The organism is Ureibacillus endophyticus (assembly GCF_024159215.1).
GTDB classification, from domain to species: Bacteria; Bacillota; Bacilli; order Bacillales_A; family Planococcaceae; genus Ureibacillus; species Ureibacillus endophyticus.
Genome location: NZ_JAMYWW010000001.1, coordinates 3,180,249 through 3,198,468 on the forward strand (window position 1 = coordinate 3,180,249; position 18,220 = coordinate 3,198,468).

At 35.5% G+C, this 18,220-nt stretch carries 16 protein-coding genes, 1 pseudogene and 2 riboswitches; of the genes and pseudogenes, 6 read left to right on the forward strand and 11 right to left on the reverse strand.

All coding sequences use genetic code 11. The features are described from left to right. Positions 1-10: 10 nt before the first annotated feature. From purF to NKR20_RS15775, 9 genes are all read right to left on the reverse strand, one after another. Positions 11-1,435: an amidophosphoribosyltransferase gene (gene purF / locus NKR20_RS15735; protein WP_253427481.1), complete on the reverse strand. Its 1,425-nt coding sequence runs from the start codon at positions 1,433-1,435 to the stop codon at positions 11-13. Next, positions 1,411-3,636, reverse strand: coding sequence for a phosphoribosylformylglycinamidine synthase subunit PurL (gene purL, locus NKR20_RS15740; protein WP_253427483.1), 2,226 nt, complete (start codon positions 3,634-3,636; stop codon positions 1,411-1,413). The genes purF and purL overlap by 25 nt, the downstream gene beginning before the upstream one ends. Continuing rightward, positions 3,629-4,306, reverse strand: coding sequence for a phosphoribosylformylglycinamidine synthase subunit PurQ (gene purQ, locus NKR20_RS15745; protein WP_121214642.1), 678 nt, complete (start codon positions 4,304-4,306; stop codon positions 3,629-3,631). Before purQ ends, purL begins: the two co-directional genes overlap by 8 nt. A gap of 2 nt (positions 4,307-4,308) precedes the next feature. Beyond that, positions 4,309-4,557 (reverse strand): phosphoribosylformylglycinamidine synthase subunit PurS, encoded by a 249-nt coding sequence (purS, locus tag NKR20_RS15750; protein WP_121214643.1) that lies wholly within the window; start codon positions 4,555-4,557, stop codon positions 4,309-4,311. A 1-nt stretch (position 4,558) separates the two neighbouring features. Beyond that, a complete protein-coding gene (gene purC / locus NKR20_RS15755) occupies positions 4,559-5,269 on the reverse strand; it encodes a phosphoribosylaminoimidazolesuccinocarboxamide synthase (protein ID WP_121214644.1) in 711 nt (236 codons plus the stop codon). An 85-nt stretch (positions 5,270-5,354) separates the two neighbouring features. Further along, the gene (gene purB, locus NKR20_RS15760) at positions 5,355-6,653 is read right to left on the reverse strand and encodes an adenylosuccinate lyase (protein ID WP_253427485.1); all 1,299 of its coding nucleotides are present in this window, start codon (positions 6,651-6,653) and stop codon (positions 5,355-5,357) included. A gap of 14 nt (positions 6,654-6,667) precedes the next feature. Beyond that, positions 6,668-7,792 (reverse strand): 5-(carboxyamino)imidazole ribonucleotide synthase, encoded by a 1,125-nt coding sequence (gene purK / locus NKR20_RS15765; protein WP_121214646.1) that lies wholly within the window; start codon positions 7,790-7,792, stop codon positions 6,668-6,670. After that, positions 7,789-8,277, reverse strand: coding sequence for a 5-(carboxyamino)imidazole ribonucleotide mutase (gene purE, locus NKR20_RS15770; protein WP_121214647.1), 489 nt, complete (start codon positions 8,275-8,277; stop codon positions 7,789-7,791). The genes purK and purE overlap by 4 nt, the downstream gene beginning before the upstream one ends. A 171-nt stretch (positions 8,278-8,448) precedes the next feature. After that, positions 8,449-8,548: riboswitch (purine riboswitch) on the reverse strand. A gap of 132 nt (positions 8,549-8,680) precedes the next feature. Next, positions 8,681-8,869, reverse strand: a complete 189-nt coding sequence (locus NKR20_RS15775) for an NETI motif-containing protein (protein ID WP_121214648.1) — start codon at positions 8,867-8,869, stop codon at positions 8,681-8,683. A gap of 160 nt (positions 8,870-9,029) precedes the next feature. On the opposite strand from NKR20_RS15775, the gene NKR20_RS15780 reads away from it, so the two are divergent. The 4 genes from NKR20_RS15780 (at position 9,030) to NKR20_RS15795 (ending at position 12,741) form a co-directional block, all read left to right on the forward strand. Then, positions 9,030-9,734: a response regulator transcription factor gene (locus NKR20_RS15780; RefSeq protein ID WP_121214649.1), complete on the forward strand. Its 705-nt coding sequence runs from the start codon at positions 9,030-9,032 to the stop codon at positions 9,732-9,734. After that, a complete protein-coding gene (locus tag NKR20_RS15785; RefSeq protein WP_253427487.1) occupies positions 9,724-11,073 on the forward strand; it encodes a sensor histidine kinase in 1,350 nt (449 codons plus the stop codon). The genes NKR20_RS15780 and NKR20_RS15785 overlap by 11 nt, the downstream gene beginning before the upstream one ends. Further along, positions 11,070-11,804 carry a PepSY domain-containing protein gene (locus NKR20_RS15790; RefSeq protein WP_253427489.1) on the forward strand — a complete coding sequence of 245 codons (735 nt, stop codon included), beginning with the start codon at positions 11,070-11,072 and terminating at the stop codon, positions 11,802-11,804. Before NKR20_RS15785 ends, NKR20_RS15790 begins: the two co-directional genes overlap by 4 nt. 103 nt (positions 11,805-11,907) lie before the next feature. Continuing rightward, positions 11,908-12,741: a PepSY domain-containing protein gene (locus NKR20_RS15795; protein ID WP_253427491.1), complete on the forward strand. Its 834-nt coding sequence runs from the start codon at positions 11,908-11,910 to the stop codon at positions 12,739-12,741. 41 nt (positions 12,742-12,782) lie between these two features. Here the strand turns inward: NKR20_RS15795 and NKR20_RS15800 are convergent, their stop codons facing one another. After that, complete coding sequence (locus NKR20_RS15800) at positions 12,783-13,856, reverse strand: mechanosensitive ion channel family protein (protein ID WP_253427493.1); 1,074 nt, start codon at positions 13,854-13,856, stop codon at positions 12,783-12,785. A 154-nt stretch (positions 13,857-14,010) separates the two neighbouring features. After that, positions 14,011-15,336, reverse strand: coding sequence for an NCS2 family permease (locus tag NKR20_RS15805; protein WP_121214653.1), 1,326 nt, complete (start codon positions 15,334-15,336; stop codon positions 14,011-14,013). A 107-nt stretch (positions 15,337-15,443) separates the two neighbouring features. Beyond that, a riboswitch (purine riboswitch) is annotated at positions 15,444-15,545 on the reverse strand. Positions 15,546-15,678: 133 nt separating this feature from the next. Between NKR20_RS15805 and NKR20_RS15810 the strand changes: the two are divergent. Together NKR20_RS15810 and NKR20_RS15815 are read left to right on the forward strand one after the other, a co-directional pair. Continuing rightward, positions 15,679-17,118 (forward strand): annotated as a pseudogene (locus NKR20_RS15810) (MBOAT family O-acyltransferase). 11 nt (positions 17,119-17,129) lie between these two features. Continuing rightward, on the forward strand, positions 17,130-18,167 hold the full coding sequence (locus NKR20_RS15815) for a hypothetical protein (protein WP_253427495.1): 1,038 nt from the start codon (positions 17,130-17,132) through the stop codon (positions 18,165-18,167). Positions 18,168-18,220: the final 53 nt, after the last annotated feature.

Below are 18,220 nucleotides of genomic sequence, written 5' to 3' on the forward strand. Positions count from 1 at the left end.
ATTGTCCTCCTTATTTTACTAGCTCTTTTTCATGTGGTAATACAGTATCTGGATAAATTTCCGTTGGGTAATTTCCTGTAAAGCATGCCATACATAGGCCGCCATTTTCATCATCAAAAGGACGTGAAATGGAATCCACTAACCCTTCATCAGAAAGGAATGTAAGAGAATCCGCTCCAATAGCATCACGGATTTCTTCTACTTTTTTACTCGAAGCAATTAACTCTTCACTTGAAGAAATATCAATACCGTAGAAACAAGGATTTTTCATTGGTGGTGATGAAATAACAACATGTACTTCTGTCGCACCTGCTTCTTTTAACATCGTTACAATACGACGTGAAGTTGTACCACGTACGATGGAGTCATCTACCATAACTACGCGTTTCCCTTTTACTACTTGTACAACAGGGGAAAGTTTCATTTTTACTCCACGTTCACGTAATTCCTGTGTTGGCTGAATGAATGTTCTTCCTGTGTATTTATGTTTAATTAATCCTAATTCGTAAGGGATACCTGCTTCTTCAGCAAAACCAATTGCCGCTGAAATAGATGAGTCAGGAACACCTGTAACAACATCTGCTTCAATCCCTTTACATTCTTGGGCTAAACGTTTCCCCATACGTTTACGTGCCATATGGATGTTAATTTCATCAACGTTCGAATCAGGTCGTGCAAAGTAAACATACTCCATTGCACACATTGCACGTTTCTCTTTCTCTGCAAAACGGTCTTCTTCCATACCGTTATTTGTAATAACTAGTAATTCACCTGGTTCCACATCACGAACATATTCCGCTCCAATTAAATCAAAGGCACAAGTTTCTGATGCAACAACCCATGCATCACCTAACTTACCGATTGATATTGGACGTAATCCGTTTCGATCGCGGGCAATCATCATACAATCTTTTGTAATAAGTAGAATCGAGAATGCACCTTTTAATAATGAAAGAGCTTCTTTAACTTGTGCACGTAATCCTGGTTTTTTACTTTTCTTAATTAAATGCACAACAACTTCAGTATCAGAAGTTGAATTGAAAATGTTCCCTGAACGCTCTAAATGTTGCTTTAAATGATTTGCATTTACTAAGTTCCCGTTATGGGCAATCGCCATACTACCAGTAGATGAACGGAAAAGTAATGGTTGCACATTTTCAATTCCGCCACCGCCAGCAGTTGTATATCGAACGTGGGCAATTGCTGCATTTCCTTTTGCAGACTTTAATTTCTCTTCATTAAAAACATCATTTACAAGTCCTTCACCTTTTACCGCGCGTAAGGCATCGCCGTCAGTAACGACGATACCAGCTCCTTCTTGACCGCGGTGTTGTAATGCATGAAGTCCATAGTAGCTTATATGTGCAGAATCTGGATGTCCCCAAATTCCGAATACACCACATTCTTCGTTTAAGCCTCTGATTTCACCAAGCATGGGATTGCTCCTTTCCAAGCAGAACGGAATTCCTCCACTGTACCTTCTAATAAGATACCAGTATCACCATTGATTGTAATTTTTGCATCGTCTGTTACGATACCGATTTTCTTTGCATCAGACACAATACTTTCAAATGCAGCTGCATTTTCTTCTTTAACTGTAACAACAAAACGAGATTGTGATTCACTAAATAATGCAGTTACCGCTGAACCTTCTAATGTTACATATACACCTAAATCTTCAGTTCCAAATGTTTTCTCAGCTAACGCAACTGCAACGCCACCTTCTGAAACGTCGTGAGCAGATTGTACAAGACCTTCACGAATAGCAGTTAAAATTGCTTGTTGACGTTTTGCTTCTACATCTAAATCAATGCTAGGCGCTTTTCCAAAGATTTTGCCATACACTAATTTTTGAAGCTCAGATCCACCAAATTCAGTAGCTGTTTCCCCTACTAAATACACTACATCACCAGCAGATTTCACTTGTTGAGTTGTTACATGAGCTAAATCTTGAACTAAACCAACCATACCGATTGTTGGTGTTGGGTAAACCGCTTCACCTGAACGTTCATTATAAAGAGATACGTTACCACCGATAACTGGTGCATTTAAAGCCGTACATGCTGCTGAGATACCATCAGCACTTTTTTCAATTTGCCAGAAGATTTCTGGTTTTTCAGGATTACCGAAGTTTAAGCAGTCTGTAATTGCAAGTGGTTGTCCACCAGAAGCAACAATATTACGAGCTGCTTCAGCAACAGCAATTTTCCCACCTGTTTCTGGATCTAAATAGATGTAACGAGAGTTACAGTCTGTTGTCATCGCTAGACCTTTATTTGTACCGCGCACACGAAGTACTGCAGCATCTGAACCTGGTGCTACAACTGTGTTTGTACGCACTTGATAATCATATTGATCGTAAACCCATTCTTTTGAAGCAATTGTTGGTGCTTGTAGAAGGGATTTTAATGCTTCTTTATAATCTGCTACTTCTGGTTCACTATTTTCAATTGCTTGGAACTCAGCAAAGTAAGCAGGTTCAGCAGATGGTTTATGATACACAGGAGCGTCTTCTGCAAGCGCATCAGCAGGAACTTCTGCCACAACTTCTCCTTTATGTAATAAACGAAGCATTTTGTCGTCTGTTACGCGACCAATTGCAACAGCGTCTAAACCATATTTATCAAAAATTGCTTTAATTTCATCTTCGCGACCTTTTTTCACAACGATTAACATACGTTCTTGTGATTCAGAAAGCATCATTTCATAAGCTGTCATACCTGTTTCACGTTGAGGAACTAAGTCTAAGTTCATTTCAACACCAGAACCAGCTTTTGAAGCCATTTCTGCTGATGAAGATGTAAGACCAGCTGCACCCATATCTTGAATACCAACTAGTGCGTCTGATTTAACAACTTCTAAACAAGCTTCAAGTAAAAGTTTTTCCATGAATGGGTCTCCTACTTGAACTGCTGGGCGTTTTTCTTCTGAATCTTCACTTAATTCTTCTGATGCGAATGTTGCACCGTGGATACCATCGCGACCAGTTTTAGCTCCAACGTACATAACTGTGTTCCCAACACCTGCAGCAATACCACGTTGTATATCTTTATGATCGATTAAACCAACACACATTGCGTTTACAAGAGGGTTACCTTCATAACATGGATCGAATTGAATTTCTCCACCCACTGTCGGAATTCCAATACAGTTACCATAACCAGCAATCCCTGCAACAACTTCTTCAAATAAGTATTTTCCTCGTTCGGATTTTAATTCACCGAAACGTAATGAGTTTAACATTGCGATTGGACGCGCACCCATTGAAAATACGTCACGGATAATCCCACCTACACCAGTTGCTGCACCTTGATAAGGCTCAATAGCAGAAGGATGGTTATGCGATTCCATTTTGAAAACTACTGCTTGCTCATCACCAATATCAACAATACCAGCACCTTCACCAGGACCTTGTAATACTTGAGGACCTTTTGTTGGGAACTTACGTAATACAGGTTTTGAGTTTTTATATGAACAGTGCTCGGACCACATTACAGAAAATAAACCTGTTTCTGTCCAGTTTGGCGTACGTCCAAGGATTTTCTCTGCCATTTCAAATTCTTCATCCGACATACCCATGCCAGCATATAACTTTTGCTCTTTAATTTGTTCTGCTGTTGGCTCCATCTTAGACATGAGCTTCCCTCCACTGTTTAACAATTGATTTGAATAAAGCTAGACCATCACTACTACCAAGTAAATCATTTACCGCACGTTCTGGGTGTGGCATCATCCCAAGAACATTTCCACGTTCATTGATAATTCCTGCGATATCATCTAAACTACCATTTGGGTTTTCCCCTGAATATGTGAAAACAATTTGATTATTTGCTTTTAATTTTGCTAGAGTTTCTTCGTCACAGAAGTAGTTACCTTCTCCGTGAGCGATTGGAATATTAATAATTTGGCCTTTTTCATACTGATTAGTAAATTGTGTATCGTTATTTTCTACTTTTAACTGTACAGTACGGCACATGAATTTAAGATTTTTATTTCGAAGTAGTGCACCTGGTAAAAGACCCGCTTCCGTTAAGATTTGGAATCCGTTACACACACCTAAAACTGGTTTTCCCGCTTCTGCAGCTTTTTTAACTTCAACCATTACGTTCGATTGATTTGCCATGGCACCACATCGTAAGTAGTCACCATATGAAAAACCACCAGGAACTAAAATTCCGTCAAATTCACTTAAGTCTGTTGCATCATGCCAAACGTATTCTACTTCTTCACCAAGCTCATCCTTAATAGCGTGGTACATGTCGATATCACAGTTTGACCCAGGGAAAACGAGTACTGCGAATTTCATAATTAGTTAGCCTCCTCGACTTCATAGCGGTAGTCTTCAATTACTGTATTTGTAAGAAGCTTTTCACACATTTCTTTCACTAGTTCATCAATATTACGTTCTGTGTCACCAATTTGAACTTCTAAATATTTACCGATACGTACATCAGTTACTTCGTTGTATCCCATCTTTGCTAATGAGCCTTGTACAGCTGATCCTTGTGGGTCTAATACACTTTCACGTAATGTTACGAAGATTTTAACTTTTGCCATTTTATTTTCCTCCAAGTCTAGCAAGAATAATTTCATATACCTCTGTAAGGCTACCTAAATCACGACGGAATACATCTTTATCAAGCTTTTGTTTTGTTTCTGCATCCCATAGGCGGCAAGTATCCGGTGAAATCTCATCTGCAAGTAATACATTGCCATCTTTGTCACGGCCAAATTCGAGTTTAAAGTCGACTAAAATAACCCCTACATCTTGAAAAATAGGTTGTAAAATACTATTAATCTTTAAACCTTGTTCATATAACGTTTCTACTTCTTCTTTAGTAGCAATGCCTAAAATGTCAATATGATCGTTGTTAATCAGCGGATCACCTAAATCATCATCTTTATAATAGAACTCTACGATAGTACGTTTTAAAGGAGTTCCCTCTTCTAAACCAAGACGATTTGCTAATGTTCCCGCAGCGATATTACGTACAACCACTTCAATTGGAATAATATCTACTTTACGAACTAGTTGTTCATGGTCTGAAACTCTCTCAACGAAATGTGAGTTTATTCCAAGTTCTTTTAATTTTTCAAAAATTAACGTTGTAATACGATTGTTTAATGTACCTTTGCCTTCGATTTCTGCTTTTTTCTGACCGTTGAATGCAGTTGCACTGTTTTTATATTCAACAAACAAAATATCTTCCTGTTCTGTTTGATATAAACGTTTTGCTTTACCTTCGTATAAAAGCTGACCTTTATTCATGTCGTGGCGCCTCCTGATTTTAGGGATTCATCCCCGTAGTTTTGGGGATGAATGGTATCAATATTCATTTGTTTAGTAGAGCTGATTAATCATTTAAACCTAGACGATCGAAAATTAAATCTACATTTTTAATGTGGTAGTTGTAGTCGAAGCAATCATCAATTTCTTCTTTTGATAAATATGAAGTGATTTTTTCGTTCGCTTCTACTAATGGACGGAATTGTGTTTGCTCATCCCAAGCGCGAGCAGTAAGTGGCTGTACTGTATCATAAGCCTCTTCACGAGAAAGTCCTTTTTCAACTAACGCAAGTAAAATGCGTTGAGAGTAAATTAATCCGAATGTACGATCCATGTTGCGTTTCATGTTTTCTGGGAACACTGTTAAGTTTTTCACAATGTTACCAAAACGGTTCAACATGTAGTTTAATGCGATTGTTGCATCCGGTAAGATAACGCGTTCAGCAGATGAATGTGAAATATCACGTTCATGCCAAAGTGACACGTTTTCGTATGCTGTAACCATATGTCCACGAATTAGTCGTGCCATACCAACCATATTTTCAGAACCGATTGGGTTACGTTTATGTGGCATTGCCGAAGAACCTTTTTGACCTTTTGCAAATGCTTCTTCTACTTCACGAGTTTCAGATTTTTGAAGACCGCGAACTTCTGTTGCAAACTTTTCAATTGAAGCTGCAATTAACGCTATCGTAGCCATGTATTGAGCATGACGGTCACGTTGTAATGTTTGAGTAGAAATTGGTGCTGCTTGTAATCCTAATTTTTCACAAACATATTGCTCAACAAACGGATCAATATTTGCGTAAGTTCCAACTGCCCCTGAAATTTTACCTGTTTCAATTACTTTTGCAGCTGTATCAAAACGTTCTAAGTTACGTTTCATTTCTTCAAGCCATAAAGCAAGCTTTAAACCGAAAGTAGTTGGTTCAGCGTGAACACCATGCGTACGTCCCATCATAACTGTATATTTATGTTCTTTTGCTTTTTTCGTTAAGATGTCGATAAAGTTCACAATATCTTTACGTAAGATTGTATTTGCTTGTTTGATTAGATAAGAAAGTGCTGTATCAACAACGTCTGTTGAAGTTAAACCGTAGTGAACCCATTTACGTTCTTCACCGCAAGTTTCTGAAACTGCACGAGTGAAAGCTACTACGTCATGACGAGTATCTTTTTCGATTTCATAAATACGATTAATATCAAATGATGCATTTTGGCGAAGTAAAGCAACGTCTTCTTTTGGAATTACACCAAGTTCAGACCAAGCTTCACATGCTAAAATCTCAACTTCTAACCAAGCTTTAAATTTGTTTTCTTCTGTCCAAATTGCTCCCATTTCAGGACGTGTGTAACGTTCAATCATTTTTCAATCTCCTTCTATTCTGACCAGATGCCAGAACTATCGATTTGTTTTAATGTGTCGTCAATATCTTCCGTTAATATTGTCACATGACCCATTTTACGATTCACTTTTGCCTCAGCTTTTCCATAAAGATGAACTGACCAACCAGGATATTTTGAAATGGAATTTGTTAAAGGAACAACATGCTGGCCTAATAAGTTAACCATGATGGATGGTTTTAACATTTTCGGTTTACGTAGTGGCCAACCACAAACCGCTCGAATATGTTGACCAAACTGAGAAATATTACAAGCTTCAATGGAATAGTGACCAGAGTTATGTGGTCTTGGTGCTAATTCATTGATGACAATTTCTCCATTTTCTAGAACAAACATTTCAACAGCTAACGTTCCAACTAATTGTAAGTAATCTGCAATTTTTTCGGCTGCCTCAATTGCTTTTTGGTATGTCTCACCTGAAATACGTGCTGGTACAATTGTTTCGTGTAAAATGTGATGCACATGAATATTTTCTCCAACAGGCAAGCAATATGTTTCGCCATGGCCATTTCGTTGAACAATAACGGAAATTTCTTTTTCAAAAGGAACAAAACCTTCAGCAACACAATGAGAATGTTCAAATAAATCTTTTGCTAATGGTAAGTCTTCTTTTGAATTTAATTGTTGTTGACCTTTTCCATCATATCCACCACGAGCAGTTTTCACAATACAAGGATACCCGATTAACTCAATTTGACTAACTAATTCATCATAATTTTTTGCAACTATGTATGGAGCAACAGGACAACCAGCATTTGAAATTGCTTCTTTTTCAGTAATTCTGTTTTGTGTAATACGCACCAATTCAGCACCTTGTGGAACGTATGCAATTTCTGTTAATCTTTTTAAACCTTCATAATCTATATTTTCAAATTCATAAGTAATGACATCACTAACTTCTGCTAATTCTTCTAAAGCTGATTCATCATCATATTGTGCAACAATTCGTATATCAGCTACTTGTCCACATGGAGAATCCATTGATGGTTCAAGTACAGCAATTTTAAAACCTGCTTCCTTTGCCGCTAGGGCCATCATGCGTCCTAATTGGCCCCCACCAATAATTCCAATTGTTTGGCCAGGATAAATCATTCTTGTCACACTAGGTCACCTGTACTTTCTAGAGCCTTTTGCTTCATCATTTCTCTATGTTCTTCAAGTCTAGCTGCAAGTTCTTTGTCCGTAGTTGATAAAATTCTTGCTGCAAGTAAGCCCGCGTTTGTCGCACCTGCTTTACCAATTGCAACAGTTGCTACAGGAATACCCCCTGGCATTTGTACGATGGATAATAATGAATCCAAGCCATTCAATGCTTTCGATTGCACTGGAACCCCTATCACTGGTAATGTCGTTTTAGCTGCTACCATACCTGGTAAATGAGCAGCCCCACCTGCACCTGCAATAATCACTTCAATTCCTCGTGAACGTGCATTTTCTGCATACTCAAACATCAAGTCAGGTGTGCGGTGTGCCGAAACAACTTGTCGCTCGTACGAAACTTGTAATTCATCAAGAATGTCACAAGCATGTTTCATTGTTTCCCAATCACTTGAACTTCCCATAATGATACCGATTTTTGGATCCATTATTTTCTCTCCTTCGATTTAGAAATCTACCATCACAATGTTATTATTAATAAAAATGTCCTCAACTATTTCCACTTTCTCGTAAATGCGAAGAAAGCAGAATAATTGAGGACAATTATTCTTACAGAAAGTATCATGCAAGTATGTTAGTTACCCACATTTTCTGATTTGCCGTAGCAAGCTTTCCCGCATAGTCCGACATTTACGGCGTCGGGTAGAGACACTAGAGCCATATCCTCTAGCATATATGTGGGATGTTTATATAAAGTTTTTCTAGATGACTTAATCATTGCTTTGTTTTCTCATTCACATTTTAACAAGGCTTGTTAAGAAAATCAACGAAAAAATGCGAACAATAAATTTTCAGAAAACGGTAATGTTCGGATTTTGAGCGAAAACGTTTTCAATTTTCCATTAACATCCCTTTAAATTTGATTTTTTGCCGTAAATACGTCGGTTCTCCATCCACTAAATGAAAGACAGGTTCCTCTTTCCGCCCACATGGCATGTACCCTTCTTTCTTCATTCGCTCTAAACATTGCTCAATTGTCTCATTTTCTTCTACTTCAAACCAAATTTGTTTTTTACTCATCTTGTTATCCTTTCTTATTTGTTACTATATTAGAAAAAATTACTTAGGAATTTTTTATTACGGTAATAATACTAACATTAAAGACTTCTTCTCATCATTTTTTAATGTAAGTTCTGTATTATTTTAACTGAATATTATTTTAAAGCGAGTTGATTGATAAATGGAAAATCGTATTTTAATTATTGAAGACGAAGAAAATATCGCTCGAGTGTTGCAGTTAGAGTTACAATTTGAAGGATATATTGCAGATACTGCCCATACAGGTACAGAAGGATTAATTAAATATCGTGAAAACAAGTACGATCTAGTACTCCTTGATTTAATGTTACCCGAAATGCACGGACTTGATGTTTTAAAAAGAATCCGTGCAACTGAAATTTCTACACCTGTCATTTTATTGACTGCAAAAAGCGAAGTGGAAGATAAAGTGAAAGGGTTGGATTTAGGGGCAAATGATTATGTTACGAAGCCCTTTGAAATTGAGGAATTATTAGCAAGAATTCGCAATGCGATTCGTTTTACGAAACAAGTAACAAAGGTTGAAGAAAACGACCATCTTCTAACTTACAGTAATTTATCCATTGATGAACAATCTCGAGAAGTTCAATATTTTAATCAGCACGTAGAACTTACCCCTAGAGAATACGATTTACTTCTCTACTTGTTGAAACATCCAAAACAGGTCCTTACCCGTGAACAAATTTTAGATGCAGTTTGGGGCTTTGATTATTATGGGGATACGAATGTTGTGGATGTGTACATTCGTTATGTTCGTCAAAAGCTCGAGAAAGCAAATCCAACTTCTTTAATTCAAACAGTGCGTGGAGTTGGATATGTTTTAAGGGAGTCTTCTAATGAAGCTTAGAACAAAAATTCATTTATTTACAACTTTATTGATGCTCCTTTTATTAGTCATTATGAATATAGGGATCTATTCACTGTATGAGAAAATCACAATTAATACGGAATTAAAGCAATTGCAATCTCGGGGTGAAGAATTACTCGCAACCTTATCCCAAATGGAACAGACCATTGATCCAGCTACTGTTTTAAGAGCATATATGCCGACAAATGGTGCCATTCGAGTATTAAGTAGTAATGGTGTAGAAATTACAGCTGTGGAAGCTCCAGACGCATTAGATGGGCTTAATTTGAATCTAAATGAGATATCAAGTTTGATAGACAGCTCAACAATCCTGATTCAACTAAAGGCAATATGGATAAATGGAGAAGTTGTTGATTTACAATTAATTCAAAAACTAGATGATGTTGTTCAAAATCAACAATTATTAAAACTTGTATTAGTTGCTGTAACAGTTCTAATTGCGATTCCGATTCTTTTATCCAATATGGCATTAACAAGAATAATCTTAAAACCATTAGAACGGTTAAGTATTGCTATGAAGAAAAGTGGCACTTCTGGAACATATGAAAAGCTAGAAATTGTTGAGGGAAAAGATGAGCTGGCTGAAATCGGACGTACTTTTAATACAATGATGGAAGCTTTAGAAACCAATTATAAAAAGCAAGAACAATTTGTCTCAAACGCCTCTCATGAACTAAAAACACCATTAACCGTTATTGAGAGCTATGCGAAACTCTTACTTCGTCGAGGTTTTTCCAATGAAAAAGTTGCACAAGAAGCACTTGATGCCATTGTCAGTGAATCATCGCGTATGAACGATATGATTGTTCAAATGCTTGAGTTAGCCAAAAATAAAGAACATTTATCTTTAACAGTCGAAAATATTAATCTAACGAAGTTACTTGAAAATACGTTAGAGGAAATGCGTCAGGCTTATAACCGTACTTTTTCTTTGCAATGTGATGAAGGTCTATTTATCCAGTCAGATGAACAAAAATTAAAACAATTGTTATTTATTATTTTAGATAATGCTCGTAAATATAGTGATGAAAATATCGATGTTCAAGTAGTCAAGGAGAATGACAGCGTAAAAGTCGATATTCAAGATTATGGTGTAGGGATTCCTCAAGACCAACTACCTCACCTATTCGATCGTTTCTTTAGAGTGCATCAAGACCGTAGCCGTAAAACAGGTGGAACAGGACTTGGATTAGCAATTGCTAAGGATTTAGCTGAAATATTACAAATTCAAATAGAAGTAGAAAGTGAATTAAACGTAGGTACTTGTTTTACGCTACAAATCCCTCTCACCTTCTTAAACGGGGAGGATAACAGATGACAAACTATTTTAAATTAATGATTAGCCTTGTAATTATGATGGTAGCCATTACAGCAATAGTTATTTGGAATATACAAGAACGATTTTTCAAACCGGAACAATTAACGATTCAAGAAGCATCCGCTAAAGTTGAAAAATTATACGGTGGTACTGTTGAATCCTTTGAACAAAAGGGAAATATATTTTATCTCACACTCCAACGACAAGAAAAAGCTTATGATTTACAAATGGATATGAATACTGGGAATATCACAAAAATGAATCTTGCTATTGTAGATAATACTGATGAACCCGCAACTCAATTAAAAACAAAAAAGGAAATCCAAGCTTTATTTCAAAATAAAGGCACGATCCAATCAATAACACTACAACAAAGTGAAGTCCCTACCTATAAAATTGAAATTACAGAAAATGAAACATTAAAAATCGTTACAGTAAATGCAAAAACCGGTGAAGTACTCTCAGAGCAGGTAAAACAGCAAAACAATACGAAAAATGAAACCATTATTTCTAAGAATCAAGCCAAAAATATTGCACTATCTCAATTAAAAGGCAAAGTAGAATATATTATTTTCGAAGAAAGTTCTAATGGGGGATATTATTTAATCGAAATCGAAACTGAGGAGAAATCTTCAACATTCCAAATTCACGCTATTTCAGGAAAAATCCTTTCAGTAACACATGAAAAAGACGATGATGAGAATGAAGATGATGATGACGATGATGATTAATAAATTCTAATATTTTTCTCATCAAATTCTAATCAAACTCTCCATCTCCTATCATTTTCAACTTGTAAGATACAAGTATCAAATAAATGAAGGAGAGAACATCATGAAAAAGATTATTTTAGTTCCAGCTTTATTAGGAGTAATGGGTATTGGAGGTTTAGTTGCATTAGGCGACGGAAACATCATTGGTTCTGCAAATAGTGCAGATATCTTATCAAAATCTGAAATCGAAAAGAAAGCATTAAAAGAAGTTAACGGAAAAATTACTGAGTTGGAATATGAAAAAGAAGGTTTAAAAAGTTTCTATGAAGTAGAAGTCACTACAAGTGATGCAGAATATGATTTACTATTCGATGCACAAACTGGAGAACTTCTAAAAAAACATAAAGAAACTTTTAGAAACAAAGTTAAATCAGGCGACGGAAACAGCATCTCTACAAATAGTTCAGACATCTTATCAAAATCTGAAATCGAAAAGAAAGCATTAAAAGAAGTTGATGGAAAAATTACTGATTTGGAATATGAAAAAGAAGGTTTAAAAAGTTACTATGAAGTAGAAGTCACTACAAGTGATGCAGAATATGATTTACTATTCGACGCACAAACTGGAGAACTTCTAAAAAAACAGAAAAAAACTTTTAGAAACAAAGTTAAATCAGGCGACGGAAACATCACCGGTTCCGCAAATAGTTCAGGTATCCTATCAAAATCTGAAATCGAAAAGAAAGCATTAAAAGAAGTTGATGGAAAGATTACTGATTTGGAATATGAAAAAGAAGGTTTAAAAAGTTACTATGAAGTAGAAGTCACTACAAGTGATGCAGAATATGATTTACTATTCGACGCACAAACTGGAGAACTTCTAAAAAAACATAAAGAAACTAACGATGATGACGATTGGTATGATGATGATGACGATGACCGTTATGACGACTAATCAAAATTAAAAGGGGCTACTTCGAACGGCCCCTTTTTTGTTTATGAATTATTAATCTTCAAAGCATTCGGGTCAATTAACTGAATGGCGCCCTCATCTAATATTTGTTTCGTTCCAAATATAATGTCTTGCTGCACTGCATATTTTTCATGAATATTATTTGTCGGGATGTAAAAGCTTATCAGCATACGATAATAGTCTGCATGAAATTCATCAATATACACGAGCACAAACTCTTCCTTTGACACTTTCGGATGTAAAAGAATTTGTTTATTAATTTCGCTACAAATATTTCGAATGGACTCCTCATCTTGATTAGTTGAAATATATAAGAAGGTTTCTATTTTTCGTTTTTCTCGTTTCGATAAATTATATATTGGTTTATTCATTAAATAAGCATTTGGCACGTATACGATTCCTTTATCTGCCGTTGAAATTAATGTAGAGCGCAAATTGATATCCGTAATTGTACCTTCTATTTTTCCATCCTCCGTTGAAATAAAATCCCCCACTTGAAACGGCTTATCAAATCCCATCGACAACCCGCCAAAAATGTGGGAAGAGGTATCTCTTATCCCAAACGCTAAAGCAACACCCGTTAACCCAATTCCCGTTAAAAACCCATTTAAATTGAATCGCCATAGTCCCGCAATAATTGCAACTGCAATAAGGGCTAAAAAAGCTTTCATAATGCGTAATGAGAACGGTGTTAGAAAGGGGATCTTCTTTTCTTTTAAAAACAAAGGATCAGGGTGATTTGCATAATAAGTTAAGACATCATACGCTCCCTTAAACGCGTAAAACACTATTAAAGAATAAAAGAAATTTCGTACAGAAGAATTAGTAAATAGGGACACTCCAATTAACCACGACAATGCAAAAAAGATGATCCCTGTAAAAATTGCATGTCTCGTTTCTCTACTAAAGTGTTCAAGTATTCGAGCAGTTACAACTTTAGATCGCTTTTCAAAAAACTTTGCCACTTTTGTAATGACATATTTTAAAACATAATGTTGTATTATCCAGCCTAACAATATAATCAATAAAAAAATAAGAATGTCCGTTAAATTAGGCTCCTTCATTTTCGGAAAAAGCCATTTTAGATAGTCAATCATCTATGATTCTCCTAAATTTATTATCGGTATTATTATAAGGTCAAAAGTTACTTATATCACTATTAAAGAACATTTTCTACAACATTATCATTACAATGGCCTAAACAGAAAAAAAATCCCCCATGGAACACTCCATAGGGGATTACATTTTTTATTAATGTGATTGAGTTGCTAAGTACAGTATGAAAATTACTGCAAATACATACATAATTGGGCTTACTTCTTTTCCTTTACCTTTAACAATCATTGTTAATGGGTAGAAAACGAAACCTACTGCAATACCAGTTGCGATTGAATATGTTAATGGCATCATAACCATTGTTAAGAATGCTGGTACTGCTACTTCAAAACGATTCCATGCAATTTCACCAAGAGAAGCAACCATTAATACACCTACAACGATTAATGCTGGTGCAGTAACTGCAGATGTAATTACTGATAACACTGGTGAGAAGAATAAAGCTAATAAGAATAAACATCCAGTAACAATCGATGCAAAACCAGTACGTGCACCTGCTGCTACACCTGATGAAGATTCTACATAAGACGTAATTGTTGAAGTACCAAAGATTGAACCAATAATTGTAGCGATTGAGTCAGAGATTAATGCTTTACCAGCTCTAGGTAAACGGTTATTTTTTACGAATCCTGCTTGGTTAGCAACTGCCATTAAAGTTCCTGCATTATCAAAGAAATCTACAAATAAGAAAGTTAAAATTACAGAAAGCATTGATAAAGTATAGAAGTCTGGATCTGAGAACGCATCAAATACTGAACCAAAAGTTGGTGCAATGCTTGGTGGTACATCAAATACTTTTGTTGGTGCATCTACTAAACCAAAAATCATCCCTACGATAGCAGTAATCACCATACCGTAGAATACTCCACCTTTGAAACCTTTCACTAAGAAAATTACCGTAACGATAATACCAAAAATCGCAAGTAATACTTGAGGGTCACTTAAATTACCGATACCAACTAATGTTGCATCATTATTCACAATGATTCCTGCATTTTGCATACCGATGAATGCAATGAATAGACCAATACCAGCACCAACTGCTAATTTTAACTCCATTGGAATGGCATTAATTAATTTTTCACGTAAACCTGTAATCGTTAATAGTAAGAAGAATACACCTGAAATAAATACTGCTGCTAATGCATGTTGCCAAGGACTTCCGTTAACTAATACTACTGTATAAGCAAAGAAGGCGTTTAATCCAAGACCTGGGGCAAGCGCTAATGGATACTTCGCAAATATCCCCATAATAAAACTACCAATAGCTGCTGAAACAGCAGTTGCAACGAAAACAGCACCATAATCCATTCGGTTAGGTAAATCCGGAACGTCTGCTAACGTTAATGTTAAGGGGTTAACTACTAATATGTAGGCCATTGCTAAGAATGTTGTAAAACCTCCTAGTATTTCACGGCCATAATTTGTTCCAAGTTCATCAAACTGGAAATACTTTTTCATTTTTTTCCTCCGTATGTATATCGTCATCTGTCTAAAAATAACAAAAAAGACACACTACTATAAAAAGAGCATGTCCACGATTTTAGAACAGTAAACCCCATTAGGAATATTGTTCTATATCTAATCGTAGTCAAGCCATTTAAGGTAGCTTGGTAGAAACTTTCGAGCCATATTCTCGACATTATACGACGATTTATTTAATTCACTTCTGTAATATACCATCTGATTTTTATATTTTCAATACTAATTACGAACATTATTAAAATTTTTATAGAGAAAGTTCGTATAAATTTCAACTTTGTACCTATCTTTACAACTAAAGTCTTAGGGAAGGATTATACTATGCTTTTTACATCATTTGAATTTATATTTCTCTTTTTACCGGTAGTTTTTATTGGTTATTCCATATTAACGAAGGTCAATTTCTCTTTAGCAAAACTTTTTTTAGTTTTAAGCTCTTTCTTTTTTTATAGCTGGTGGAATATTGCATATCTTCCGTTGCTATTAGGATCGATTGTTTTTAATTATTTTTATGGCAAATTATTGAGTTTTAAGCAATCAAAATTTTTGCTGACACTTGGAATTATCGTGAATGTGTTAGTTCTTGGGTACTTTAAATATATGGATTTTTTCATTTCCAATGTAAATTTCCTATTTTCAACTAATTACGGACTTCTTTATCTTCTATTACCTTTAGGAATTAGTTTTTTTACTTTCCAACAAATTGCTTATTTAGTGGATTCGCACCGCAAAGAAAGTAAGGATTATTCCATACTCGATTATTCGTTGTTTATTTCATTTTTTCCTCAGCTCATTGCTGGGCCAATTGTTTACCATAAAGAAATGCTTCCTCAGTTTGTGAATAACGAAAATCAGCGTATTAATATACAAAATATTGCAACGGGGATTTTTATTTTTATCCTCGGATTATTTAAGAAAGTCGGCATTGCAGATACCTTTGCAAAATGGGCTAATTTAGGTTTCGACAATTCAGCTGATTTAGCATTTTTGGAAGGTTGGATTACTTCCCTATCCTATACAATGCAGCTTTACTTTGACTTTAGTGGCTATTCTGATATGGCAATTGGCTTAGGATTAATGTGTAATATCCGTTTACCATTAAACTTTAATTCGCCTTATAAATCATTAAGTATTCAAGAGTTTTGGCGTCGTTGGCATATGACATTAAATCAGTTTTTAACGAAGTATTTATATTTCCCTTTAGGTGGAAGTAGAAAAGGTGCTATACGAACGTATATCAACATTCTAATTATCTTTGCTGTTAGTGGGATATGGCATGGTGCTGGATGGACCTTTGTCATTTGGGGAATGTTGCACGGAATTGCTTCTTGTATAAACAGGTTGTGGTCAAAATACGGATTTCGTCTCCCAACATTTTTAGCATGGTTTTTAACATTTAATTTTGTCAATATTGCGTGGGTATTTTTCCGTGCGACTTCAGTGAATCAAGCCATGGAAGTGTTAAGTAGTATGTTTAATGTTAATAATCTACTTTCTTCTAATTACTTAGCACAGCAGTTAATGCTATTCCATACGCCTACTGAATTTTTTGGCCATTCATTCTCATTAGTGTATTTCATTACATTGATGATGGCATTATGTTTAGGCATTGCATTATTTGCAAAAAACACTTGGTAATTAAGTCAATTGCGCTTCAATTCGGGGCTAGGTGCCGTTTACGTAGCAGCACTTATTACAATAGCGACTTATATTGTGTTTACTAATTTCAGTAGTAGTGAATTTATTTACTTTAACTTTTAGGGGGGCTTCGCATGAACTATAAACAATGGCTTTTAACGACAGCAATTTTAACAACTCTGTTTTGCAGCCCTTTTCTATATATGATTTTTTATAATTACTACGTTGATCCATTATGGAATTTTAATCATCAAAACAAGGCAAATGAAAGCCAAATTGCCTTTGATGAACGCCAATTAAAAGTTAATTATATATCACATCAAAATCAATTTGACTCATTGCTTGTTGGGACAAGCAGGACAACCTATATTAACCAGTACGATTTTAAGGATATGTCAGTGTATAACTTTTCTGCAGGGTCGCTCACTTTAGGCGAGTATGGACCATATATAAGATATGCGACAGAACAGAATAAAAAAGAGTTTGAAACAATCATTTTAGAATTGTATCCAACAGGTAATTTAGACGAAGCGTTGGTTAGTAGTTATCCAGAGCCAGAGACTTATTTCGAAACTACGAATGCACCATTGTATTCTATCAAATCGTTATTTTCCTTTGATACGTACGAAAAAGCGAAAAACAATGCAAGTGATGAAACCCCAAAAGGATTTCGCATCTATGATCGAAACAATGTTGTCTCCCTAGATACGGTAGATAGCAAGACCGTACAATCCAACATTAATAGAGGGTTAAAGAAATTGGGTTCAGTTAAAGAGGCAAAGGATTTAACGGAATACAAAAAGGCGCTTTATGACATTAAAGAAGCCAATCCCAACAGTAAGTTTATCGTTTATTCTCCACCTTTTTTTCATGAGCGATTGGCGAAAATTTTTAAAAAAGAGGGCGGAATACAACTTTATCGAGACTGGTTAGAAGCGTGTATCGAAGTTTTTAATGGTGTCGTGAATTTCACAACGATTAATGATATCTCTTTAAATGTAAATAATTACTTTGATACAAATCATTTTTATCCAAGTACAGGGACATACATTACGAAAGATATTGTCGCTTTCAACAACGGACAACCTTTACAATATGCGACCTATGTAAATACTGACAATATAGATGCATTTATTGAACAGTTTAGAGAGCAGATGAAGGAATATAGATAACCCCATTTCCATATAAGAGAAATGGGGTTTTTTGAGTACCATTGAAAGACAAT